The sequence below is a fragment of the Streptomyces sp. NPDC044033 genome, assembly GCF_056434425.1.
Genome location: NZ_JBWKFF010000002.1, coordinates 19,322 through 42,709 on the forward strand (window position 1 = coordinate 19,322; position 23,388 = coordinate 42,709).

The 23,388-nt window shown below is 74.5% G+C and carries 15 protein-coding genes, 1 pseudogene and 1 riboswitch; of the genes and pseudogenes, 8 read left to right on the top strand and 8 right to left on the bottom strand.

Features of this window, described 5'->3' with window-relative positions; all coding sequences use genetic code 11:
- Positions 1-54: 54 nt before the first annotated feature.
- Positions 55-3,666, bottom strand: a complete 3,612-nt coding sequence (gene cobN / locus AC07AB_RS04315) for a cobaltochelatase subunit CobN (RefSeq protein WP_478559812.1) — start codon at positions 3,664-3,666, stop codon at positions 55-57.
- A 170-nt stretch (positions 3,667-3,836) separates the two neighbouring features.
- Positions 3,837-3,980: riboswitch (cobalamin riboswitch) on the bottom strand.
- 427 nt (positions 3,981-4,407) lie between these two features.
- Here cobN and cobG point away from each other — a divergent pair.
- The 3 genes from cobG to AC07AB_RS04330 all read left to right on the top strand — a co-directional run bounded on the left by cobG (position 4,408) and on the right by AC07AB_RS04330 (position 7,982).
- Positions 4,408-5,736, top strand: a complete 1,329-nt coding sequence (cobG, locus tag AC07AB_RS04320) for a precorrin-3B synthase (RefSeq protein ID WP_478559815.1) — start codon at positions 4,408-4,410, stop codon at positions 5,734-5,736.
- A gap of 102 nt (positions 5,737-5,838) precedes the next feature.
- Positions 5,839-6,486: a precorrin-8X methylmutase gene (locus AC07AB_RS04325; RefSeq protein WP_478559818.1), complete on the top strand. Its 648-nt coding sequence runs from the start codon at positions 5,839-5,841 to the stop codon at positions 6,484-6,486.
- Positions 6,483-7,982, top strand: a complete 1,500-nt coding sequence (locus tag AC07AB_RS04330; protein ID WP_478559821.1) for a precorrin-2 C(20)-methyltransferase — start codon at positions 6,483-6,485, stop codon at positions 7,980-7,982. The genes AC07AB_RS04325 and AC07AB_RS04330 overlap by 4 nt, the downstream gene beginning before the upstream one ends.
- Positions 7,983-8,113: 131 nt before the next feature.
- Here AC07AB_RS04330 and AC07AB_RS04335 read toward each other — a convergent pair whose 3' ends face one another.
- Positions 8,114-8,875: a cobalt-precorrin-6A reductase gene (locus tag AC07AB_RS04335; protein ID WP_478559824.1), complete on the bottom strand. Its 762-nt coding sequence runs from the start codon at positions 8,873-8,875 to the stop codon at positions 8,114-8,116.
- Between the two features lie 74 nt (positions 8,876-8,949).
- Between AC07AB_RS04335 and AC07AB_RS04340 the strand changes: the two genes are divergently transcribed.
- Positions 8,950-10,092 carry a cobalt-precorrin-5B (C(1))-methyltransferase gene (locus AC07AB_RS04340; RefSeq protein ID WP_478559826.1) on the top strand — a complete coding sequence of 381 codons (1,143 nt, stop codon included), beginning with the start codon at positions 8,950-8,952 and terminating at the stop codon, positions 10,090-10,092.
- Between the two features lie 235 nt (positions 10,093-10,327).
- Here AC07AB_RS04340 and AC07AB_RS04345 read toward each other — a convergent pair whose 3' ends face one another.
- Positions 10,328-11,539, bottom strand: coding sequence for a cytochrome P450 family protein (locus AC07AB_RS04345; protein WP_478559829.1), 1,212 nt, complete (start codon positions 11,537-11,539; stop codon positions 10,328-10,330).
- 115 nt (positions 11,540-11,654) lie between these two features.
- Between AC07AB_RS04345 and AC07AB_RS04350 the strand changes: the two genes are divergently transcribed.
- Complete coding sequence (locus tag AC07AB_RS04350) at positions 11,655-12,809, top strand: TetR/AcrR family transcriptional regulator (protein ID WP_478559832.1); 1,155 nt, start codon at positions 11,655-11,657, stop codon at positions 12,807-12,809.
- A 51-nt stretch (positions 12,810-12,860) separates the two neighbouring features.
- Here AC07AB_RS04350 and cobM read toward each other — a convergent pair whose 3' ends face one another.
- Together cobM and cbiE are read right to left on the bottom strand one after the other, a co-directional pair.
- Complete coding sequence (cobM, locus tag AC07AB_RS04355) at positions 12,861-13,637, bottom strand: precorrin-4 C(11)-methyltransferase (protein ID WP_478559835.1); 777 nt, start codon at positions 13,635-13,637, stop codon at positions 12,861-12,863.
- Positions 13,634-14,935, bottom strand: a complete 1,302-nt coding sequence (gene cbiE, locus AC07AB_RS04360) for a precorrin-6y C5,15-methyltransferase (decarboxylating) subunit CbiE (protein WP_478559838.1) — start codon at positions 14,933-14,935, stop codon at positions 13,634-13,636. The genes cobM and cbiE overlap by 4 nt, the downstream gene beginning before the upstream one ends.
- Positions 14,936-15,233: 298 nt before the next feature.
- On the opposite strand from cbiE, the gene tsaD reads away from it, so the two are divergent.
- Both tsaD and alaS read left to right on the top strand, forming a co-directional pair.
- A complete protein-coding gene (tsaD, locus tag AC07AB_RS04365) occupies positions 15,234-16,376 on the top strand; it encodes a tRNA (adenosine(37)-N6)-threonylcarbamoyltransferase complex transferase subunit TsaD (protein ID WP_478559841.1) in 1,143 nt (380 codons plus the stop codon).
- Positions 16,377-16,405: 29 nt separating this feature from the next.
- On the top strand, positions 16,406-19,060 hold the full coding sequence (gene alaS / locus AC07AB_RS04370; RefSeq protein WP_478559844.1) for an alanine--tRNA ligase: 2,655 nt from the start codon (positions 16,406-16,408) through the stop codon (positions 19,058-19,060).
- A 272-nt stretch (positions 19,061-19,332) separates the two neighbouring features.
- On the opposite strand, the gene AC07AB_RS04375 is transcribed toward alaS, so the two are convergent.
- Complete coding sequence (locus AC07AB_RS04375; RefSeq protein ID WP_478561517.1) at positions 19,333-19,737, bottom strand: MerR family transcriptional regulator; 405 nt, start codon at positions 19,735-19,737, stop codon at positions 19,333-19,335.
- 356 nt (positions 19,738-20,093) lie between these two features.
- Here AC07AB_RS04375 and AC07AB_RS04380 point away from each other — a divergent pair, with 356 nt between their 5' ends.
- Positions 20,094-21,593, top strand: a complete 1,500-nt coding sequence (locus tag AC07AB_RS04380) for a SulP family inorganic anion transporter (protein ID WP_478559847.1) — start codon at positions 20,094-20,096, stop codon at positions 21,591-21,593.
- A gap of 136 nt (positions 21,594-21,729) precedes the next feature.
- Here AC07AB_RS04380 and AC07AB_RS04385 read toward each other — a convergent pair whose 3' ends face one another.
- Together AC07AB_RS04385 and AC07AB_RS04390 are read right to left on the bottom strand one after the other, a co-directional pair.
- The gene (locus tag AC07AB_RS04385; protein ID WP_478559850.1) at positions 21,730-22,458 is read right to left on the bottom strand and encodes an SRPBCC family protein; all 729 of its coding nucleotides are present in this window, start codon (positions 22,456-22,458) and stop codon (positions 21,730-21,732) included.
- 275 nt (positions 22,459-22,733) lie between these two features.
- Positions 22,734-23,309 (bottom strand): annotated as a pseudogene (locus tag AC07AB_RS04390) (ArsR/SmtB family transcription factor); the annotation flags it as partial.
- Positions 23,310-23,388: the final 79 nt, after the last annotated feature.

The following is a 23,388-nucleotide window of genomic DNA, read 5'->3' on the forward strand; positions in this document are numbered from 1 at the left end:
CGGGCGATGGGCCCAATTTGCAATTTGAGGGCCCGTCACCCACCGGGCGGCGGCTCAGTCGTCGCCCTCCAGATTGCCCTCGGTCTCCAGGAACGCCTGGCGCAGCGCCTGGAGGGTGTCCGCGTCCGGCTCGGCCCACATGCCGCGGCTCTCGGCCTCCAGGAGGCGCTCCGCGATGCCGTGCAGGGCCCAGGGGTTGGCGTCCTGGAGGAAGGCGCGGTTCTCGGGGTCGAGGACGTAGGTCTGGGCGAGCTTGTCGTACATCCAGTCGGGGACGACGCCGGTGGTGGCGTCGTATCCGAAGAGGTAGTCGACGGTGGCGGCGAGTTCGAAGGCGCCCTTGTAGCCGTGGCGGCGCATCGCCGCGATCCAGCGGGGGTTGACGACGCGGGCGCGGAAGACGCGCGAGGTCTCCTCGACCAGGGTGCGGGTGCGGACCGTCTCGGGCCGCGTGGAGTCGCCGATGTACGCCTCGGGCGCGGTGCCCTTGAGGGCGCGTACGGTCGCGACCATGCCGCCGTGGTACTGGAAGTAGTCGTCCGAGTCGGCGATGTCGTGTTCGCGGGTGTCGGTGTTCTTGGCGGCGACCGCGATGCGCTTGTAGGCGCTCTCCATCTCCTCGCGGGCCGGGCGGCCTTCCAGCTCGCGACCGTACGCGAAGCCGCCCCAGACGGTGTAGACCTCGGCGAGGTCGGCGTCGGTGCGCCAGTCGCGGCTGTCGATGAGCTGGAGCAGGCCCGCGCCGTAGGTACCGGGCCGGGAGCCGAAGATGCGGGTGGTGGCCCGGCGTTCGTCGCCGTGGACGGCGAGGTCGGCCTGGGCGTGGGCCCGTACGTAGTTCTGCTCGTCGCTCTCCTCCAGGGCGGCGGCGAGCCGCACGGCGTCGTCGAGGAGTCCGATGACGTGCGGGAAGGCGTCGCGGAAGAAACCGCTGATGCGCAGGGTCACATCGATGCGCGGGCGGCCCAACTCCTCGGCGGGGATGGGCTCCAGGCCGTTCACACGGCGCGAGGCGTCGTCCCAGACGGGCCGGACGCCCAGCAGGGCCAGCGCCTCGGCGATGTCGTCGCCGGAGGTGCGCATCGCGCTCGTGCCCCACAGGGAGAGGCCGACCGACTTGGGCCAGTCGCCGTTGTCGGCGCGGTAGCGCTCCAGCAGCGAGTCGGCGAGCGCCTGGCCGGTATCCCAGGCGAGGCGGCTGGGCACGGCCTTGGGGTCGACGGAGTAGAAGTTGCGGCCGGTCGGCAGGACGTTGACCAGGCCGCGCAGCGGGGACCCGGACGGCCCGGCGGGCACGAAGCCGCCGTTCAGGCCGTGCACGGCGTGGTCGAGCTCGTCGGTGGTGGCGGCGAGGCGCGGCACGACCTCGCGGGCGGCGAACTCCAGGATGGCGCGGACGCCTTGGCGCTGCGCGTCGGGCAGTTCCAGGCAGGCCTTCTCGGCGGCGGCCGGGTCCCAGCCGGCGTCCTCCATGGCGGTGACGAGCGTACGGGCGCGCTCCTCGGCCTCGTCGGCGCCGGTGCGGGTGGCGGCGGACTCGTCGAGGCCGAGGGCCTCGCGCAGGCCGGGCAGGGCGGCGGTGCCGCCCCAGATCTGCCGGGCGCGGAGGATCGCGAGGACGAGGTTGACGCGCTCGGGGCCGGTGGGGGCGCCGCCGAGCACGTGCAGGCCGTCGCGGATCTGGGCGTCCTTGACCTCGCACAGCCAGCCGTCGACGTGCAGCAGGAAGTCGTCGAACTCGATGTCGTGCGGCCGGTCGGCGAGCCCGAGGTCGTGGTCGAGCTTGGCGGCCTGGATCAGCGTCCAGATCTGGGCGCGGATGGCGGGCAGCTTGGCCGGGTCCATGGCGGCGATGGAGGCGTACTCGTCGAGGAGCTGCTCCAGGCGCGCGATGTCGCCGTAGGACTCGGCGCGGGCCATCGGCGGCACGAGGTGGTCGACGAGGGTGGCGTGGGCGCGGCGCTTGGCCTGGGTGCCCTCGCCGGGGTCGTTGACCAGGAAGGGGTAGATGAGCGGCAGGTCGCCGAGGGCGGCGTCGGGGCCGCAGGCGGCGGAGAGGCCGGCGTTCTTGCCGGGCAGCCATTCCAGGTTGCCGTGCTTGCCGAGGTGCACCATGGCGTCGGCGCCGAAACCGCCGTCGGCCCGGTCGGCGGCGATCCAGCGGTAGGCGGCCAGGTAGTGGTGCGAGGGCGGCAGGTCGGGGTCGTGGTAGATGGCGATGGGGTTCTCGCCGAAGCCGCGCGGCGGCTGGATGAGGATGAGCAGGTTGCCGCGGCGCAGGGCGGCCAGGACGATGTCGCCGTCCGGATTCCGGCTGCGGTCGACGAACATCTCGCCGGGCGGGGGTCCCCACTGGGCCTCGACGGCCTCGCGCAGTTCGGCGGGGAGCCGCTCGTACCAGCGCCGGTAGTCGGCGGCGGGGATGCGGACCGGGTTGCGCGCCAGCTGCTCCTCGGTGAGCCACTCCTGGTCGTGGCCGCCGGCCTCGATGAGGGCGTAGATCAGCTCGTCGCCGACGCCGGATTCGAGGCCGGGTACGGGCTCGGTGCCGAAGTCGTAGCCCTCGGCCTTCAGACGGCGCAGCAGGGCGACGGCGCTGGCGGGGGTGTCGAGGCCGACGGCGTTGCCGATGCGGGAGTGCTTGGTGGGGTAGGCGGAGAGGACGAGCGCGAGGCGCTTCTCGGCGGCCGGGATGTGGCGCAGCCGGGCGTGGCGCACGGCGATGCCGGCGACGCGGGCGGCGCGCTCGGGGTCGGCGACATAGGCGGGCAGGCCGTCCTCGTCGACCTCCTTGAAGGAGAACGGGACGGTGATCAGGCGGCCGTCGAACTCCGGGACGGCGATCTGGGTGGCGGCGTCCAGCGGGGAGAGGCCCTCGTCGCTCTCCTCCCAGGCGGCGCGCGGCCCGGTCAGGCACAGGGCCTGGAGGATCGGCACGTCGAGGGCGGCGAGCGCGCCCGCGTCCCAGGACTCGTCGTCGCCGCCGGCGGACGCCTCGGCGGGCTTGGTGCCGCCGGCCGCCAGGACGGTGGTGATGACGGCGTCGGCCGCGCCGAGCGCTTCGACCAGCTCGGCCTCGGGCGCGCGCAGGGAGGCGACGAAGAGCGGGACGGGTGTGCCGCCCGCGTCCTCGACGGCCTTGCAGAGGGCCTCGACGAAGGCGGTGTTGCCGCTCATGTGGTGGGCGCGGTAGTAGAGCACGGCGACCCGCGGGCCGCTCGCGTCCGCGCGGGGGGTGCGCTCCAGCGGGCCCCAGGTGGGGGCGGGCGCGGGCGCCTCGAAGCCGTGGCCGGTGAGCAGCACGGTGTCGGAGAGGAAGCGCGCGAGCTGCTCCAGGTTGGCGGGCCCGCCGTGGGCGAGGTAGGCGTGCGCCTCGGCGGCGATGCCGATGGGGACGGTGGACGCCTCCATCAGCTGGGCGTCGGGGGCCTGTTCGCCGGTGAGGACCACCACGGGGCGGTCCCCGGCGAGCAGGGCGTCGAGCCCTTCCTGCCAGGCGCGTACGCCGCCGAGGAGCCGTACGACGACGAGCTGGACGCCGTCGAGGAGGCCGGGCAGCTCGCTCAGGTCGAGGCGGGCCGGGTTGGCGAGCCGGTAGGGCACGGGCCCGTCGGCGGCGCGCGCGCTGAGCAGGTCGGTGTCGGACGTCGACAGCAGCAGGATCACTGGAACTCGCCTCGCGTAGTCGTTCCGGGCCGGGTGGCCGAGGGGGCCCGGCGGCTGGGGGTACGGGAGCCCGCGGCAGAGCGGCGGGCGACGGACAGCGGGTGCGTCCGGGGCGCGCGGGGCCGGAACATGCGCATGCGTCGGCAAGCCTTCCTCGGGGTCCGCGCCCCGGGCGGTGGGAGGACGGCGGGAGTTCCTGACTCGCCCGGCATGGCTGCCTGGCTCACAGTGGCGGGACCGTGCCGGAGTCTCACCGGCTTCCTCCCCTGGCGCCGTCGCTGGCGTCCGGCGGATCGAAATGATCCACCGATGAGCATAGTAAGCGCTATGCACCGCGAGCCGCGGTGCTACCCGGCACCCGACCAGCACCTAAGAGCGAACGGCCACCCATTCCAGCCCGCCGCGCGGCCAAGGACGCACGGTCACGCGTTCCAGCCCGTCCGGCGCTTGAGGACGAAGGAACGCCCCATCCAGCCCGCCGCCCGGCCGAGGACGCACGGTCACCCATTCCAGCCCGTCCGGCGTTTGAGGACCGGGGACCGGGGCCGAGCCCCGATTCAGCCCGTCCGGCGCTTGAGGACCAGGGACCGGGGCCGAGCCCCGATTCAGCCCGTCCGGCGCTTGAGGACACAGCCACCCACACCAGCCCCGCCACAGAACACCCCCAGCAACCGCCGGAGGCATTGGCACCGAGAGCCACCGCCGCTCACCGAAGTGGAACGTCTCGGTATGCTCGCCGCCATGCCCCTCGCCCCCGCATCCACCCCGCCCGGGGACCGGCCGGCCGCCCGGCAGGGCGGCGACGCATGTCCCGGAGCGCTGCGCCTGCACCCCGCCGCGGACGGCGCCCTGGCCCGTATCCGCGTCCCCGCCGGACTGCTGATGGCACGTCAGGCACAGGCGCTGGCCCGCGTGGCGGCGGAGCTGGGCGACGGCAGCCTCGACCTCACCTCGCGCGGCAACATCCAGGTGCGCGGACTCGCCTCCGACCACGGGGCGGAGCTCGCGGACCGGCTGCGCACGGCGGGACTGCTCCCCTCCGACCGGCACGAGCGCGTACGCAACATCGCGGCATCGCCGCTCGCCGGACTCGACGGGGCCGGACACGCGGACGTACCGGCCTGGGCCCGCGAGCTGGACGCGCTGCTGTGCGCGGACCCGGACACGGCCCGGCTCTCGGGACGCTTCCTCTTCGGTCTCGACGACGGCCGCGGCGACGTGGCGGCCCTCGCCCCCGATGTGACATTGATCGCAGGTCAGGAGGGTCGGGCGGCCCTCGGCTACGGCATCGGAGGACCGACCCTCGGCCTCGCCGGCGAAGACGCCCCCCGCGCCGCCGTGCTGGCGGCGCGTGAATTCCTGAGCGCACGCGACGGCAGCGGTGCCGACGCCTGGCGCGTTACCGACCTCCCCCAAGAGCACCGCCCGCGCACCGGCCCGTTGGCCGCGCGCCTCGCCGCCGAGGGCATCGGCAGCACCCCGCTTCCCCCGACCTCACCACCGCTGGGCGCTCCGCCCGCCCCCGGCCTCATCCCCGGCCCGCACGGCGCGTACGCCCTCTCGGTGGCGGCGCCCCTCGGGCGGATGACCGTCGCCCAGTGGGAGCTGCTCATCGAGGCGGCGGCCTGCGACGGAAGCGGCGAGCTGCGTGTGACACCCTGGCGCGGCATCGTCCTGCCCGGTCTGCGGGCCGCCGCCGCCCCGGAGCGGCTGGCGGTTCTGGCGGACGCCGGTTTCGTCACCGGTGAGGGGTCCGCCTGGCACGGAGCGGGGGCCTGCGCGGGCCGGCCCGGCTGCGCGAAGTCCCTCGCGGACGTACGGGCCGACGCGGCGGCGGCGCTCTCCGGGCGGAGCGGCGGCGGCCTCCCGGTGTACTGGTCCGGCTGCGAGCGGCGCTGCGGTCACCCCGGCGGCGACTGGGTCGACGTCCTGGCGACGGGCGACGGCTACCGGGTCACCGTACGGCCGGTGCCCGGCAGCGCGGACGGCCCCGGCGGGCCGGCCGGGGCCGAGGCCATCGCGCCGGGGCGGCGGCTGGCCGACGCGGTGACGGCGGCGCGCGCCACGTAGCCTGCGTGCCCGACCGGTGGCCACCTCTGAAGCAACGGCCGGCCCAGCCCCGGCCCGACACCGCACAGCCAGACCCAGCCAGACCCAGTCAGTGATCCCAGCATGCGAGGAACAGTGTTCGACTACGAGAAGGACGGGGCGGCCATCTACCGCCAGTCCTTTGCCACCATCCGCGCGGAGGCGGACCTCGGCGGGCTGCCGCCCGACGTCAGCCAGGTCGCGGTGCGGATGATCCACGCCTGCGGGATGACCGATCTCGTCCGCGATCTCGCCTACTCCCCCGGCGTCGTCGCCCGCGCCCGCGAGGCGCTGCGCGCCGGGGCGCCCATCCTGTGCGACGCCAACATGGTCGCCAGCGGCGTCACCCGCAAGCGGCTGCCCGCCGGCAACGACGTGATCTGCACCCTCGCCGACCCGTCGGTGCCGGACCTGGCCAAGCGGCTGGGCACCACGCGCAGCGCCGCCGCCCTGGAACTGTGGCGCGACCGGCTCGACGGCGCGGTGGTGGCCGTCGGGAACGCGCCGACCGCGCTGTTCCGGCTGCTGGAGATGGTGGAAGAAGGAGGGGCGGGAGCCCCGCGCCCGGCGGCCGTCATCGGCATACCGGTCGGCTTCATCGGGGCCGCCGAGTCCAAGGACGCGCTGGCCGGGCACCCGTCGGGCATCGAGCACCTGGTGGTGCGCGGGCGGCGCGGCGGCAGCGCCATGGCGGCGGCCGCGATCAACGCGATAGCGAGCGAGGAAGAGTGAGCGAGCAGCAGACCACGGGGCGGCTCTACGGGGTCGGGCTCGGCCCCGGCGACCCGTCGCTGATGACCCTTCGGGCCGTCGAGGTCATCGGGGCGGCCGACGTCGTCGCGTACCACAGCGCCCGGCACGGCCGCTCCATCGCGCGCTCGATCGCCGAACGGCATCTGCGCGCCGACCACATCGAGGAGCCGCTGGTCTACCCGGTCACCACGGAGCGGACCGACCACCCGGGCGGCTACCGGGGCGCGCTGGAGGAGTTCTACGAGCAGTCGGCGGCCCGGCTGGCCGCGCACCTGGACGCCGGGCGCACCGTCGCCGTGCTCGCCGAGGGCGACCCGCTCTTCTACGGCTCGTACATGCACATGCACAAGCGGCTCGCCGACCGCTATCCGACCGAGGTCGTCCCCGGCGTCACCTCGGTCAGCGCGGCCGCCGCCCGGCTCGGCGAGCCGCTGGTGGAGGGCGAGGAGGTGCTGACCATCCTGCCGGGCACGCTGCCCGAGGAGGAGCTGGCTGCGCGGCTCGCCTCGACGGACTCCGCGGTGGTGATGAAGCTCGGGCGGACGTTCCCCACGGTGCGGGGCGCGCTGGAGCGCTCGGGCCGGCTGGCGGAGGCGCGGTACGTGGAGCGGGCGACGATGAGCGGGGAGCGTACCGGCCGGCTGGCGGACGTGGACCCGGATTCGGTGCCGTACTTCGCGGTGGCGGTGCTGCCCAGCAGGATCGACGCGGCGCCCGTGGCGCACGAGGGCGAGGTGGTCGTGGTGGGGCTCGGTCCCGCCGGGCCGATGTGGCTGACGCCGGAGGCCCGGGGCGAGCTGGCCGCGGCCGACGACCTGGTCGGCTACACCACCTATCTGGACCGGGTCCCGGCGCGCCCCGGGCAGCGGCGGCACCCCTCCGACAACAAGGTGGAGTCGGAGCGCGCCGAGTTCGCCCTCGACCTCGCCCGGCAGGGGCGGCGGGTCGCCGTCGTCTCCTCGGGCGACCCGGGCGTCTTCGCGATGGCGACCGCCGTGCTGGAGGTCGCCTCCGAGGGCCCGTACCGGGACGTGCCGGTGCGGGTGCTGCCGGGGATGACGGCCGCGCACGCGGCGGCCTCGCGCGCGGGGGCGCCGCTGGGCCACGACTACGCGGTGCTCTCGCTCTCCGACCGGCTCAAGCCGTGGGAGGTCATCGCGGAGCGGCTGCGCGCGGCGGCCGCCGCCGATCTGGTGCTCGCCCTCTACAACCCCGGCTCCCGCAGCCGCGTCTGGCAGGTCGGCAAGGCCCGGGAGCTCCTGCTGGAGCACCGGTCCCCGGACACCCCGGTGGTGCTGGGGCGCGATGTGGGCGGCCCGGAAGAGAGCGTACGGATCGTGCGCCTCGCCGATCTGGAGCCGGAGCAGGTCGACATGCGCACGATTCTGCTGGTCGGCTCGTCCCAGACGCACACGGTGCGGCGGGGTGACGGCCGGGAGATCGTCTGGACGCCGAGGCGGTATCCGGAGGGGTGAGGCGCTACCCGCCGAGGCGGGCGCGGGCGGCGCTCGGGGCCGTACGTCCGTAATGGGACCTACGGGCCTGGCGGACGTACGAGGGCGGCCGGGCGCGCGTCCGGGCCGGAGGAGCCGGGGCTACGGGCCCGTCACCCGAGCGCCCCGCGCAGCCACTCCACCGCCTCCTCCACCGTCCCCGCGGCCGGCAGGCCGTCTGGCACGGGCGGCCGGCGCACCACGACCACCGGCACCCCCGCCTCGCGCGCGGCGACGAGCTTCGCGGCCGTGGCCGCCGCGCCGCTGTCCTTCGTCACCAGCACGTCGACGCGGTGGCGGCGCAGCAGCTCGGCCTCGCCCGCGACGGTGAACGGGCCCCGGTCGAGCAGCACCTCCGTGCGGGGCGGCATCGGCGGCTCGGGGGCGTCGACGGACCGTACGAGGAACCACTGGCCGGTCAGATGGGCGAAGGCCCCGAGCCCCATACGCCCCGTGGTGAGGAAGACCCGTTCGCCCAGCGCGGGCAGCAGGTCCGCCGCCTCCTCCAGCGACCCGACGGGGCGCCAGTCGTCTCCCTGACCGGCGACCCAGCCGGGGCGGCGGAGCGCGAGCAGGGGAACATGGACCTCGGCGGCCGCCTGTGCCGCGTTGAAACTGATCGTGCCGGCGAAAGGATGGGTGGCGTCGATGACCGCGTCCGCCTGCTGCTCGCGCAGCCACCGGGCCAGCCCGTCGGGCCCCCCGAACCCCCCGATCCGCACCTGGCCGGCGGGCAGCCGCGGCTGGGCGACGCGGCCCGCGAGGGAGCTGGTGACGCGGAGCGCGGGGTCGGTGTCGAGCGCGGCGGCGAGCCGGCGGCCCTCGGCGGTGCCGCCGAGGATCAGTACGTGGCGTGGCGTGGGCGGCGTGATCATGGGGTCCCCTTCTGGTCGTGCCTGCCGCGCCCGGCAGGGCCCGGGCCGCGCCGGTGGCGGGGCCGGAGCGCACCGTGGCTGAGGCGAAGGCGAACGTTACCGGCGGGCGCGGCGCGCAGTTGCAGCACACCGGGCTGCGGCCCGGCTGGACGACCGGGGCGTGTGCGACGGCCGGGGCCACGGCCGCGTACACGGCGCTGCTGACCGGTGAGTTCCCGGACCCGGTGACGATCACGCTGCCGAAGGGGCAGACGCCCGCCTTCACGCTGGCCGCCGAGGAACTGGGCGCCGACCGTGCGATGGCGGGGATCGTCAAGGACGCCGGGGACGACCCGGACGTCACACACGGGGCGCTGGTCCGCGCGACGGTACGGGTCCTGCCGCCGGGCTCGGGGGTGGTCTTCCGGGCGGGTGCGGGTGTGGGCACGGTCACCCGGCCGGGGCTGCCGCTGGAGGTGGGCGAGCCGGCGGTCAACCCGGTGCCCCGGCAGATGATGCGGGAGCACATCGCGGCCGTCGCGGCCCGGCACGGCGGCGGCGGCGACGTGGAGATCGAGCTGTCCGTGGACCACGGCGAGGAGATCGCCCGCTCCACGTGGAACCCGCGCCTGGGCATCCTCGGCGGCCTGTCCATCCTCGGCACGACGGGCATCGTGGTGCCGTACTCCTGCTCCGCGTGGATCGACTCCATCCGGCGCGGCGTGGACGTGGCGCGCGCGGCGGGCCGTACGCACGTCGCGGGCTGTACGGGCTCGACGTCCGAGAAGGCCGCGGTGGCCGAGCACGGGCTGCCCGAGGACGCGCTGCTGGACATGGGCGACTTCGCGGGCGCGGTGCTGAAGTACCTGCGCCGCCACCCGGTGGACCGGCTGACAGTAGCGGGCGGCTTCGCCAAGCTCTCGAAGCTCGCCGCGGGCCACTTGGACCTGCACTCGTCCCGCTCCCAGGTGGACAAGTCCTTCCTCGCCGATCTCGCCCGCAGCGGCGGCGCGGACGAGGAGCTGGCCGCGGCGGTGGCGGCGGCCAACACCGGCCTGGAGGCGATGCAGCTGTGCGCGGCCCGCGGTGTGCCGCTGGGCGACCTCGTCGCGAGGACCGCCCGCGACGAGGCGCTCGGCGTGCTGCGCGGCGCGCCGGTGGCGGTCGACGTCATCTGCATCGACCGCGCGGGCACGATCGTGGGGCGTGCGGGGGCGCGGGGGCCGCGCGAGGGGTGACGGCGAGCCGGCGGGTGCGGAGTCAGGCGTCCAGGGAGAACGCGTTCTTGGCCCGTTCCGCCGACTCTTCGCTGGGAGGCCCGCCGGGGTTCTCGGTGGCGAGCGCCTGGTTGAGCTCGACGTACGGGCGCAGCCGCTCCTCATAGCGGGCGAACGCGGCGGCGTGGCCGCCGTCCGCCCGGTGAGGCGGTCCGGGCGCACTACGGGGCCGCGACCCGGCCGCCCCGGGGCCGGGTCAGAGCGTCACGCGCAGCTCGGCCAGACGCCAGGTGCCCGGGTCCATGGCGCGTTGGGCGGCCGCCGGCCCGGCCAGGGCGAGGTTCGGGAAGCGGCGCAGCAGGGCGGTCAGGGCCACTTCGGTCTGTACGCGCGCCAGTGACGCGCCGAGGCAGAAGTGCGGCCCGTGGGAGAAGCCCAAGTGGCCCGCCGGTCCGGCGGGGCGGCCGAGGTCGAGCCGTTCGGGGTCGGCGAAGGCGCGGGGGTCGCGGTTGGCGGCGGCGATGACGGCGGTGACCGGCTCGCCCTTGCGTACGGGCGTGCCGTGCAGGTCGACGTCCTCGCGCGGGTAACGGGGTATCGACAGCAGGGTCGGGCCGCACCAGCGCGTCAGTTCCTCGACGGCGCGCGGCATGAGCGCGAGGTCGGAGCGCAGGGCGGCGAGCTGTTCGGGGCGGGCGAGCAGGACCGCCACGGCGTTGGCGATGAGGTTGGCGGGCGTCTGCCCCGCGATGACCAAGTGCCAGACCATGGTGACGAGTTCGGTCTCGCTGAGCCGGTCCCCGTCCTCGGCCTGGGCGCGGATGAGGTCCGAGAGCAGGTCGTCGCCGGGGGCGGCACGGCAGCGCGCTATCGCCGCCTTGGCCCCTTCCATGATGCCGGGTACGGCCTCGGCGAAGCCCCGGCCCGAGCCCGCGGCGACGGTGGCGCCGTAGGCGCGCCAGCGCGGCCGGTCGGGTCCGGGGATGCCGATGGACTCGCAGATGACGTCGATCGGGAGCGGCCGGGTGAAGTGCCGCAGCAGATCCACGGAGCCGTCCTCGACGAGGCCCGGCAGCCCGTCGAGCAGCCGCTCGACGATCGGCTCGATCCGCGGCCGGAACTCGGCGGCGCGGCGCACGGTGAACGCGGGCGAGACCAGCCGGCGCTGCCGGGAGTGTTCCGGGCCGTCCTGCTCGGACATGGTCCGCATGTAGGCGAGGCAGTGTTCGGGGACGTCGGGCCGGAGGAAGCTGCCGGCGTTGATCTCGAAGCGGGGATCGGCCAGCAGCGCCTTGGCGGCCTCGTACCGCGTCACGGCCCACATCGGGCCGACGCCGGGGGCCAGCAGCCGCGCCAGCGGAGAGCGCTCGCGGGCCCGTCCGTAGGCGGTGAAGGGGTCGCGCACCACCTCGGGATCGGTGAGGTCGATCTCGGGGATGGCGCTGGTGTTCTGGTCGGCAGCCGTCATGGGTTCTCCGTGGGATCGGGCTCGAATTTTCAGATGCTCGAATCACATGTTCTCGTCATCTGAATGGTGACGGTATCTTGCACGAGGACGCGGGGCAACGCCCGTACGGCCACGGATGCCGGATGAGGAGGACGAGCGCACGATGGTCCGGCTCAGCAGAGCGCAGCTCCAGGAGCAGAACCGCGCCAAGGTACTGGTCGCCGCCGAGGAGGAGTTCGCGGAGCGCGGTTTCCGCGATGCCAAGATCGACTCGATCGCCGAGCGCGCCGGACTCACGCGCGGCGCGGTCTACTCCAACTTCCCCGGGAAGCGGGCCCTGTACTTCTCCGTGCTGGCCGCGCTCGCCGCACGCGCGCCCGTGCCGCCGCACGCGGAGCCGGGGCGCACCGCACGCGCGGCGCTGGGCGCGTTCGCCCGCGCCTGGCTGGCCCCGCTCCCCCAGCCCACCGACGAGCGGCACGGGCCGGCCCGGATGGGCATGGACCTGATGCCGACGATCCTCGCCGACGAACGGATCCAGTTGCCGTTCGCGCAGCTCATGAAGGTCGACGCGATCCTGCTCGGCCTGGCCCTGGAAGAGTTGCGCCCGTCCGCGGGCCGACAGGTACGTCTGGCGGAGAGCGTGCTCACGGCGCTGCACGGCGCGAGCCGGCTGGCCGCCGCCGCGCCCGGCTTCGTCGACCCCTTCAACGTCGTCAGCGCCTGCGAGCACCTGTCCGCGCTCGATCTGGGCGACGCCTGGCCGCCGCCCCACCTCCCCTACGCCCCGCGGGCCCGCCCCGCCGACGCGCCCTGGTCCCCGCCGCCCGCGGTGGACGCGGTACGCGGCGAGCCCGTGGACCTCGCGGGCGACGGCGTGGTCGCGGTGCTGGGGCTGCACCGGCTCGAAGCCGCCGAGGAAGCCGTACGGGCCGCGCGCCCGACCGACCAGGTCACCGCCGTCCTGGTCACGGGCGACCCCGACGAACTGGGCGCACTCGCCCGGCTGACCGTCACCGAACTCTGCCACGGCCTGCGCCGGGCTTTCCCGGAGTCGGCCTGGCCACGGCTGCGGCTGGTGCACGACGAGCGGGGCGCCATCGCCGCGGCGGCCGGGGTGCCTGCCGTCAGCGATGGAACGGAGGCCGCCGTCCGCGTCGCGGCCGGCCGCGTCATCGCCCGCGCCGACGGCCGCGGCGCCTGCCACGCGGCCGCGTCGGCGGCTGGGGGGCAGGAAGGCGGGGGCCTGCCGGACAGCGGGGCCCGGACGGACGGCATGGGCAGCGCCTGATCACCAGGCCGGGATTGAGCGGGGGCGCCGCAGACGCGGTGCCCCCACGGCTCAGTCCCCCGGCCCGGCCGCCCGGCAAGAACCGTGCGGCCGGTCGCGGTCCGCCGAGTACAGATGGCTGTCGCGGAACTGTTCGGCGCCCAGCGAGCGGCCGACCAGGATGACGGCGGTGCGGACCACGCCCGCGGCCTTCACCTGGTCCGCGATGTCGGCGAGGGTGCCGCGCAGGACGAGTTCGTCGGGGCGGCTGGCCATGGCGACCACGGCGGCGGGGCAGTCGGCGCCGTAGTGCGGCAGCAGCTGATCCACGATGCGGTCGACGTAGCGGGCCCCGAGGTGCAGGACGAGGAGGGCGCGGCTGCGGCCCAGGGTGGCGAGGTCCTCGCCGTCCGGCATGGGGGTGGCCTGCTGGGCGATGCGGGTGAGGACGACCGTCTGGCCGACGGTCGGCACGGTCAGCTCGCGGTTCAGCGCGGCGGCGGCCGCGGCGAAGGCGGGGACGCCGGGCACGACCTCGTACGGCACCCCGGCCGCGTCCAGGCGCCGCATCTGCTCGGCGACGGCGCTGAAGACCGACGGGTCGCCGGAGTGCAGCCGCGCCACATCCTCGCCGGCCTCGTGCGCCCGTACGATCTGCTCGACGATCTGGTCGAGGTGGAGCTGCGCGGTGTCGATGAGCTTGGCGTCCGGCGGGCAGTCGGCGAGCAGTTCGCGGGGCACGAGGCTGCCCGCGTACAGGCAGACCCGGCAGCGGGCCAGGGTCCGCGCCCCGCGGACCGTGATCAGGTCGGCGGCGCCGGGGCCGGCGCCGATGAAGTACACCGTCATCGTTCTTCTCCTCGATCGGCACTCTCGACAGCCGGGGCGGACGGCCCGGGCTTGGCCGCCGCCCATTGTGTGACGGCCATGGCCTGCCGCCACCCCGTGAACCCGCCCACCGGTACGGCGTGCGCGACGGCGATACGGACCAGTTCGCCGCCCCGGCGCCGGTGCCAGTCGGCGAGCAGCGCCTCGGACTCCAGGGTGACCGTGTTGGCGACGATCCGGCCGCCGGGCCGCAAAGCGTCCCAGCACGCGTCGAGGACGCCCGGCACGGTCAGCCCGCCGCCGATGAACACGGCGTCGGGCGTGGGCAGTTCGGCGAGCGAGGCCGGCGCCGATCCGGTGACGACGCGCAGTGCGGGCACGCCGAGAGCGTGCGCGTTGCGCTCGATGCGCCGGGCGCGTACCGGGTCCCGCTCGACGCTGACGGCCCGACAGCTCCGGTGGGCGCGCATCCATTCGATGCCGATGGAGCCGGCTCCGCCGCCGACGTCCCACAGCAGTTCGCCGGGCGCGGGGGCCAGCGCGACGAAGGTCGCCGCCCTCACGTGACGTTTCGTCAACTGGCCGTCGTGCTCGTACGAATGATCCGGGAGGCCGGGGGTGAGGGAGAGCCGCGCCGCGTGCTCGGACGGGCGGCAGTCGACCGCGACGACGTTGAGCGCGTCGCCCGGCGGGTGCGGCCAGCCTTCCGCGGTGCCCTCGGTGACCTGTTCGTCCGCGCCGCCGAGCCGCGCCAGTACGCGCAGCCGGCTCGGTCCGAAACCCCGCTCGGACAGCAGCGCGGCGACCTCGGCGGGCGAATCGGCCCCGGCGCTGAGCACGAGCAGCCGGCGGCCCGGGTACGCCGCCGCCGACAGCGTCGCGGCGGGCCGCCCGACCAGGCTGATCACCTCGGTCTCCTCCACCGCCCAGCCGAGCCGGGCGCACGCGTACGAGATGGAGGAGGGGTGCGGCAGCACCCGCAGCCGCTCGGGGCCGAGCACTTCGCTCAGGGTGCGGCCGATGCCGAAGAACATGGGGTCGCCGCTGGCCAGCACGGAGACGCGCCGCCCGGCGAAGCGCCTCAGCAGCCCGGGCACGGCGGGCCGCAGCGGCGAGGGCCAGGCCACCCGCTCCCCCGCGCACTCGCCGGGCGGCAAGAGGGCGAGCTGGCGGGGGCCGCCGATGAGCACGTCGGCCGCGCGCAGGGCTTCCCGGGAGGCGGGGGCGAGGCCCGGCCAGCCGTCGGCGCCGATGCCCACGACCGTCACGGGTGCCGCGCCGGGTGTCGTCTCGGGCGGCGGTGGCGGGGCGGGGGTCACGGGGGCGTACCTCGGGAATCGGCGGAAGGTCCGGGACGGACGGCGGAATGGCTGGCGGCTGCGGGACGGTTTGGGACGACGGAAGAACGGCCGGCGACAGCGGGACGGCTCGGGACTGGGGCCCCGGCACTGCGCAGGGTGCGAGAGTGGATACGGACAGGTAGGAGAACGGGCAGGTCAGAGCAGGGGCCGCGACATACGGTACGAGCGGCAACGGAACTCTACTGACCTGTGGCGTGCGGGTCGCGGCCGGGACCGGCCAGAGTTCCGGTTGCGTACAATTCGCAGGTACAGATCAATGGCTGGAGGCAGTGGCGTGGGACGTTCACCGGTGGTGCTGGGAATCGAGTCGTCCTGCGACGAGACCGGAGCGGGTCTGGTCCGGGACGGGGTGCTGCTGGGCCACGCCGTCGCGTCCAGTATGGACGAGCACGCGCGGTTCGGCGGCGTCGTGCCGGAGATCGCGGCGCGCGCCCATGTGCACGCGGCCGCCCCGGTCGTACGGGCCGCCCTCGCCGACGCGGGGCTGGAGATGACCGACATCGACGCCGTGGCCGTCACCACCGGCCCCGGGCTGTCCGGCGCCCTCCAGGTCGGCGTCGCCGCGGCCAAGGGCTTCGCCTACTCGCTGGGGGTCCCGCTGTACGGCGTGCACCACCTCGCGGGCCATGTGGCGGCCGACACCCTGGAGCACGGCCCGCTGCCCGACCCGTGCATGGTGCTGATCGTCTCCGGCGGCCACACCTCGCTGCTGCTCGTACGGGACCTGGCCCGCGATCCGATCGTCCACCTGGGCGACACCCTCGACGACGCGGCCGGCGAGTGCTTCGACAAGGTCGCGCGCGTCTTCGGGCTGCCCTATCCGGGCGGGCCGGCCGTCGACCGGGCAGCCCGTACGGGGAACCCGCGCGCCGTCTCCTTCCCCCGCCCGCTGACCGGGCCGCGCGACGACAAGTACGCCTTCTCCTTCTCCGGCCTCAAGACGGCGGCGGCCCGCTGGGCGGAGCAGCACCGGGCGAGCGGGCAGCCGCTGCCCGTCGAGGACGGCGCGGCCTCCCTCCAGGAGGCGGTCGCGGACGTGCTCACCAAGAAGGCCGTCGCCGCCTGCGCCGATCACGGCGTGGACACCCTCGTGGTGGTCGGCGGCGTGGCCGCCAACTCGCGCGTGCGGGAACTGGCCCAGCAGCGGTGCGAGGCCGCCGGGATCACCCTGCGGGTGCCGCCGCTGCGGCTGTGCACCGACAACGGCGCGATGATCGCCGCGGTCGGCGACCTGCTGGTGCGCGCGGGCGCCGAGCCCGCGCCGCTCGATGTGTCCATCGACCCGTCGGCGCCGCTGGAGTACGCGGCACTGCACCCCGTGAGCAACACGGCCAAGACCGCCAAGGCGGCGAAGGCGGCCGGCGCGGCGCGCGCCGGCCGTACGACCAGCGTCGCCTGACCTCCCTCCCGAGCCCCTCGGAGCCCGACTTGCGTACCGCCGACATCCGCAGCCGCTTCCTCGACTTCTTCGCCGAGCGGGGCCACACCGTGGTCCCCAGCGCGCCGCTGCCCACCCCGGACCCGACGCTGCTCTTCGTCAACGCGGGCATGGTCCCCTTCAAGCCGTACCTGGCGGGCGAGGCGCAGCCGCCGTGGCCGCGGGCGACGAGCGTGCAGAAGTGCGTGCGGACGCTGGACATCGAGGAGGTGGGCCGCACCACCCGGCATGGCTCCTTCTTCCAGATGAACGGCAACTTCTCGTTCGGCGACTACTTCAAGGAAGAGGCCATCGGCTTCGCCTGGGCGCTGTCCACCACCCCGGTGGCGCAGGGGGGTTACGGGCTCGACCCGGACCGCATCTGGGCGACGGTGCACCACTCCGACGCGGAGGCCGCCGAGATCTGGCGGCGCGTCGCGGGGCTGCCGCCGGAGCGGATCGTGGAGCGCGGCGACGAGGACAACTACTGGTCCATGGGCGTGCCCGGCCCGTGCGGGCCCTGTTCGGAGATGTACTACGACCGCGGCCCGGCGCTGGGGCGCGCGGGCGGGCCGGCCGTGGACGAGGACCGGTACATGGAGTTCTGGAACCTCGTCTTCATGCAGTACGAGCGCGGCGAGGGCACCGGCAAGTCCGGCTATCCGATCCTCGGCGAACTCCCCCGCCGCAACATCGACACCGGCATGGGCCTGGAGCGGATGGCGACCCTCCTCCAGGGCGTCGACAACCTGTACGAGATCGACGAGACCCGTCCCGTGCTGGACCGCGCGGCCGAGCTCACCGCTTCCCGCTACGGCGCCGACGCGCAGGCGGACGTGCGGCTGCGGGTCGTCGCCGACCATGTGCGCACCGCCCTGATGCTGCTCGGCGACGGCACGGCCCCCGGCAACGAGGGGCGCGGGTACGTGCTGCGGCGCATCCTGCGCCGGGCGGTGCGCTCGGTGCGGCTGCTGGGCTACCAGGACCCGGCGCTGCCGGAGCTGCTGCCGGTGGCCCGGGACTGCATGGCGCCCAGCTACCCGGAGGTCGCCGAGCAGTTCGACCGCATCGCGCAGCAGGCGTACGCGGAGGAGGACGCCTTCCGTTCGACGCTGCGTCAGGGCACGACGGTGCTGGACACGGCGGTCGCCAAGGTCAAGGAGTCCGGCGGGCGTTCGCTGCCGGGCGCGCAGGCGTTCCTGCTGCACGACACCTACGGCTTCCCCGTCGAGCTGACGCTGGAGATGGCCGAGGAGCAGGGCGTCGAGGTGGACCGCGAGGGGTTCACGGCGCTGATGACCGAGCAGCGCGAGCGCGCCCGGGCGGACGCGCGGGCCCGTAAGTCCGGTGTCAGCGCGGACACTTCGGCCTTCCGTACGGTCCTCGACGCGAACGGCCCCACCGACTGGCGCGCCTGGGAGACCCTCCAGACGGACTCCCGCGTACTGGCCGTGCTGGGCGCCGACGGCCCGCTGACGGTCGTACGGACCGGCGAGATCGCCACCGTGATGCTGGACCGCACTCCGTTCTACGCGGAGTCGGGCGGTCAGGAGAGCGACGCGGGGCTGCTGACCGGGGCGTCGGTGGAGGCCGAGGTGCTGGATGTGCAGCGCCCACTGCCGGGCCTGGTGGCCCATCAGATCCGGGTCACCGCAGGCGAGTTGGCGACCGGTGACGCGGTACGGGCCGCCGTCGACCCGGAGTGGCGGCTCGGCGCCCGGCAGGCGCACTCCGGTACGCATGTGCTGCACGCCGCGCTGCGCCAGGTGCTCGGCCCGACCGCGCTGCAAGCCGGTTCGTACAACCGTCCCGGATCGCTGCGGCTGGACTTCCCCTGGCGCGGCGCGCTCGGCCCGAGCGCCCGCAGCGAGGTCGAGGAGGCCGCGAACCGCGCGCTGCGCCGCGATCTGCCGGTGGACGTGAAGTGGATGAGCCTGCCCGAGGCCAAGGAGCTGGGGGCGCTCGCGCTCTTCGGCGAGACGTACGGGGAGCGGGTGCGGGTCGTCGAGATCGGTGGCGCGTGGTCGCGCGAACTGTGCGGCGGCACCCATGTCGAGCACGCCTCCCAGGTCGGGCTGGTCGCGCTCACCGGCGAGTCCTCGGTCGGCGCGGGGATGCGCCGCCTGGAGGCGGCCGTCGGCGTCGAGGGCTTCGGCTATCTCGCCCGGGAACGCGACCTGGTGGCCCGCCTCGCCGAGCAGTTGCAGGCCCCGCGCGCCCAGTTGCCCGACCGCGTGGCGACGCTGCTCGACCGGCTGAAGGCCGCGGACCAGCGCGCCGATGAGCTGCACCGCCGGGCCGCCCTGGGCCGGGCCGCCGAACTGGCCGCCGCGGCGCGTGACGCCCACGGCACGCTCATGGTCACCGCGACCACGGACGGCGACGGCAACGACGCGCGCACCCTCGCCCAGGCCGTCCGCGACCGGCTGCCGGACGGGCGCCCCGGCGTGGCGGCCGTCGGCGCGACGGCGGGCAGCAAGGCGGTCGTGGTCGTCGCCGTCAACGCGGCCGGCCGCGCGGCGGGCCTCTCCGCGGCCACCCTCGTCAAGGGTCTCCTGGACGGCCGCGGCGGCGGCAACGACGAGACCGCCCAGGGCGGCGGCCTGCCGTCGGACCGCTTGGGCGGCGCTCTGGACGGCCTGCCGGGTCTGCTCGCCAACCGCTGAGACAAGGCCGCGCCCCGCTTCTCGACTGCGTATGGAGCAGTCGAGAGGCGGGGCGTTCGGCTGAGCGCTGAGCGGACTTACGGACGCCCGGCGCGGTACCGCGCCGCCCACCAAGGGGCGCGACCACCAACCGGCGGCTCATGATCAGCCGACCGCACAAGCAGGGCGTTCGCTCAGCGGGCTCGCGAACGGCCGGCGCGCGAGAAGCGCGGGGCACTGGGCGACGGCCGCCGACGCCCCGCGGCCTGCCGGCCACGCGGCCGGCGGAACGCTCAGTCGCCCGAGACCCGCGCGAGCCGTTCGCGCAGAGTGGCGGCGAACTCCTCCGCCCGCGCCAACTGCGTACGGAGCTTGGTGACGCGCTCGACGGCGGCCTGTTCGAAGCCGCTCACCCGCTCCAGGAGGGATGCGCGCTCGCCGTCGGTCAGCTCCTCGCCGGAGTCCAGGCGGTCGGTGGCCGACAGCAGATCGCGCATCTCCTCCAAGGTGAAACCGAGCGGCTTCATCCGGCGGATGACCATCAGGCGGGCCACGTCGGCGTCGGTGTAGAGCCGGAAGCCACCCTGGGAGCGGGCGGAGGGAACCACGAGGCCGCTCTCCTCGTAGTGCCGGATGGTGCGCAGCGACAGCTCGGTCCGCTCGGCGACCTCCCCGATCTGCATGTGCTTGCCGTCCACGCCGCGCCCCTGGCCCTTCTCGTTCCGGTGCCGTGCCGCCACGGCCGTATGCCGTCCACACCCATCTCTACCCTAACGTTAGGGTAGAGTTTCCCGGTGTCCAGGATCGCCGTCGACGACGGCGTCGGCACCTCGAAGCAGACCGAAGCCCGCGGGAGAGTGTGACGCGCATGTCCATGATGCACGGCAGCCCCGTCTGCCCGCCGTGATGCGCCGCCTCTGACACCGACGGCCCGCGCCCGGCGCCGGTCTCCCCGTCCTCACCACTCTTCCCACCCTTCCCAGCCGTCACGACGGCTTCGGCCCGCCGCCCGCCGGCTCACTGCGGGGCGGGCCCGAGTACGACAGGTTCCCCCTTGCCCTCTTCCGTCCCGTCCCCGGCCGCGTGGCTGCGCGGCGTCCGTACGTACCGGCTGTCGCCGAAGGTCCTGCGCACCGAGGTACTGGCCGGGCTGGTGGTGGCGCTGGCGCTGATCCCCGAGGCGATCTCCTTCTCGGTCATCGCGGGGGTCGATCCGAGCATCGGCCTGTTCGCCTCGTTCACCATGGCGGTCACCATCTCCGTCGTCGGCGGCCGGCCGGCGATGATCTCCGCCGCGACCGGCGCCGTCGCTCTCGTCATCGCCCCGGTCAACCGCGAGCACGGGTTCGGCTATCTGATCGCGACCGTGATCCTCGCCGGTGTGCTCCAGATCGCCCTCGGCGCGCTGGGCGTCGCCAAGCTGATGCGGTTCGTGCCCCGCCCGGTGATGGTCGGCTTCGTCAACGCGCTGGCCGTTCTGATCTTCCTGGCCCAGGTGCCGGAGCTGCGGGACGTGCCCTGGCCCGTCTACCCGCTGGTGATCGGCGGGCTGGCCCTGATGGTGTTCTTCCCCAGGATCACCAAGGTGGTGCCGGCCCCGCTGGTCTCCATCGCCGTGCTCACCACCATCACGGTGGCCGCGGGGATCGCCGTGCCCACGGTCGGCGACAAGGGCGGGCTGCCCTCCTCGCTGCCGGTGCCCGGCCTGCCCGATGTGCCCTTCACTCTCCATACGCTGACGACGATCGCCCCTTACGCCCTGGCGATGGCGCTGGTCGGGCTGATGGAGTCGCTGATGACGGCCAAGCTGGTCGACGACATCACCGACACCCGTTCCGACAAGACCCGCGAGTCCGTCGGCCAGGGCATCGCCAACATCGTCACCGGTTTCTTCGGCGGCATGGGCGGCTGCGCCATGATCGGCCAGACGATGATCAACGTACGGGTCTCGGGCGCCCGTACCCGCCTGTCCACGTTTCTCGCCGGGGCCTTCCTGATGGTCCTGTGCATCGTGTTCGGCCCGGTCGTCTCCGACATCCCGATGGCCGCGCTGGTGGCCGTCATGGTCATGGTGTCGGTCGCGACCTTCGACTGGCACTCCATCGCGCCCAAGACCCTCAAGCGGCTGCCCGCCGGTGAGATCGCCGTCATGGTCGTGACGGTCGGCTGCGTGGTCGCCACGCACAATCTCGCGATCGGCGTCGTCGTGGGCACGCTCGCCGCCATGGCCGTCTTCGCCAAGCGCGTCGCCCATCTGACCGGTGTCACCTCGGTCACCGACCCGGACGGCGGGCGGGTCGTGTACACGGTGACCGGTGAGCTCTTCTTCGCCTCCGCCAACGACTTGGCCGCTCGCTTCGACTACGCGGGCGACCCGGACTCGGTCGTGGTCGATCTGACGGGCGCTCATATCTGGGACGCCTCGTCCGTGTCCGCGCTGGACGCGGTCGCCGCCAAGTACGCGCAGCGCGGCAAGAGCGTCGAGTTCACCGGTCTGAACGAGGCCAGCGCCCGGATTCACGAGCGGCTGAGCGGCGAGCTCACCAGCCACTGACCGGCACACGGCCCGAGGGCCGCCCCCACGTCTTCGACGGGGCGGCCCTCTCCTCGCGCCTGGCGGCCCGGCGGCTCGGCGGCCCGGCTGCCCGGCTGCCCGGCTGCCCGGCTGCCCGGCTGCCCGGCTGCCCGGCTCAGGCGAACAGGCCGGTGAGCCAGCCCTGCCAGGCCCGCTCGGCCTCCTTCTGGTCCGCGCCCGCGGCGAACTGGTGCACGGCGATCCCCACCGGGGCGCCGAAGGCGTCGCGGCCGAAGAAGCGGTATAGGGCGTCGTCCGTGCGCAGGCCGATGAAGTGCGCGTCGCGGTAGTCGACCACGGCGTCCAGCGGGGCGATACCGGCGGGCTCGACCCGGACCCGCGCGCCCTCGGATACGTCGTCGGCGAGGCCCAGCCCCCGGCGCACCGACGCGAACGAACCCGGCGCGCTGGAGGCGGCCGGCCCCTCGGCAGCGGCGTACGCGGCCCGGCGGCCGGGGAAGTGCGCCAGGTACTGCCGGAGGGTGTGCAGATAGAAGTCGGTGTGCCGGTTGGCACCGTCGTACTGGTTGTCCCAGTCGTCCACGAAGATGCCGCTGTGCACATAGCGCACCCAGGAGCCCTCCTCGCGGGCCTCGATGACGTGGTCGAGCTGGTTGAGCGTCTGATTCTCGGCGCCCTCGACCTCGCCCTCGGTCCGGGCGGTCAGCCGGTGCGGCGGGTCCCAGGCGGTGACGGTGCCGCCGAAGGGGGCGGCACCGCCCGTACGCGGCTCGTACTCCACCGGCCACAGCCAGCCGCCCGTGCCGATGGTGATCGCCTCCCAGACCTGCTCGGGGGACGACGGGACCTCGAATTCCCGGACGATCTCGAATTCCTTACCCATGACGGTCTCTCCTGCGGTTCGCGTCGGTCACTTGCCGGTCACTTCTCGACTGCTGGGGGTGGTTCGACTGCTGCGGACCGTTCGCCTGCTCCGGTCGGGTCGACTGCTGCGGACCGTTCGATTGCTCCGGACCGTTCGACCGCTGCGGTCGGTTCGGCTGTTTCCGGCGGCTCGACCGCTCCGGTCGATTCGGCTGCTTCCGGCGGCTCGACCGCTCCGGTCGGTTCGGCCGCCGCGGACGCTCCGCCGGGCAGCCGGGGCGCGGCGGCTTCGGCCTTGACGGCGGGGTGCACGGCGATGACGAGGCGGTGCTCCCGCCCGCCCTCGGCCGATTCGCTGTGGTATTTGCTGACCAGGGCGCCGACGCCCCGCGTCAGTTCGTCGACGAACGCGGCCCGGTCGGCGGCGGAGGCGAACCGCACCTCGCCGTCCAGGGCGAACGTCGCGAGCCGCTTACGGGCCTTCGCCGCCCCGGTGATCAGCGCGCCCACGTCGCGCACCAGCCGCGCGGCGACGGCCAGCATCCAGCGGGCGGAGAGCTGGTCCCGGGAGCGGGCCGGGTCGGGCTGCACCTCGGCGAGGGCGAGCGGGGAGATCACATACGAGGCGGCGGTGGCCCGCATCAGCCGCTCCGTGACGCTGCCCTTCCGGCGCTCCCCGAACAGCTCGATCAGACCGTGCCGCTCCAGCGCCTTGAGGTGGTAGTTCACCTTCTGCCGGGCCAGGCCCACCTTGGCGGCCAGCATCGCGGCCGACGCCGGTTCGGCCAGCTCGGCGAGGAGCCGGGCCCGTATCGGGTCGAGCGAGATCTCGGCGGCGGCGGGGTCCTCGATCACTGTCACGTCCAACATGACCCCACCCTCCCACCGACAATTATTTTTGTCCAGACTCATTTTCCTGTCTGCCCGGACAGCGAAAAGGGCGGAGCCC

Coding starts and splice junctions, on each gene's coding strand:
- cobG (WP_478559815.1), top strand. CDS start 4,408: ATGCCCCTCGCCCCCGCATCCACCCCGCCCGGGGACCGGCCGGCCGCC.
- AC07AB_RS04325 (WP_478559818.1), top strand. CDS start 5,839: ATGCGAGGAACAGTGTTCGACTACGAGAAGGACGGGGCGGCCATCTAC.
- AC07AB_RS04335 (WP_478559824.1), bottom strand. CDS start 8,875: ATGATCACGCCGCCCACGCCACGCCACGTACTGATCCTCGGCGGCACC.
- AC07AB_RS04345 (WP_478559829.1), bottom strand. CDS start 11,539: ATGACGGCTGCCGACCAGAACACCAGCGCCATCCCCGAGATCGACCTC.
- AC07AB_RS04350 (WP_478559832.1), top strand. CDS start 11,655: ATGCCGGATGAGGAGGACGAGCGCACGATGGTCCGGCTCAGCAGAGCG.
- cobM (WP_478559835.1), bottom strand. CDS start 13,637: ATGACGGTGTACTTCATCGGCGCCGGCCCCGGCGCCGCCGACCTGATC.
- tsaD (WP_478559841.1), top strand. CDS start 15,234: ATGGCTGGAGGCAGTGGCGTGGGACGTTCACCGGTGGTGCTGGGAATC.
- AC07AB_RS04385 (WP_478559850.1), bottom strand. CDS start 22,458: ATGGGTAAGGAATTCGAGATCGTCCGGGAATTCGAGGTCCCGTCGTCC.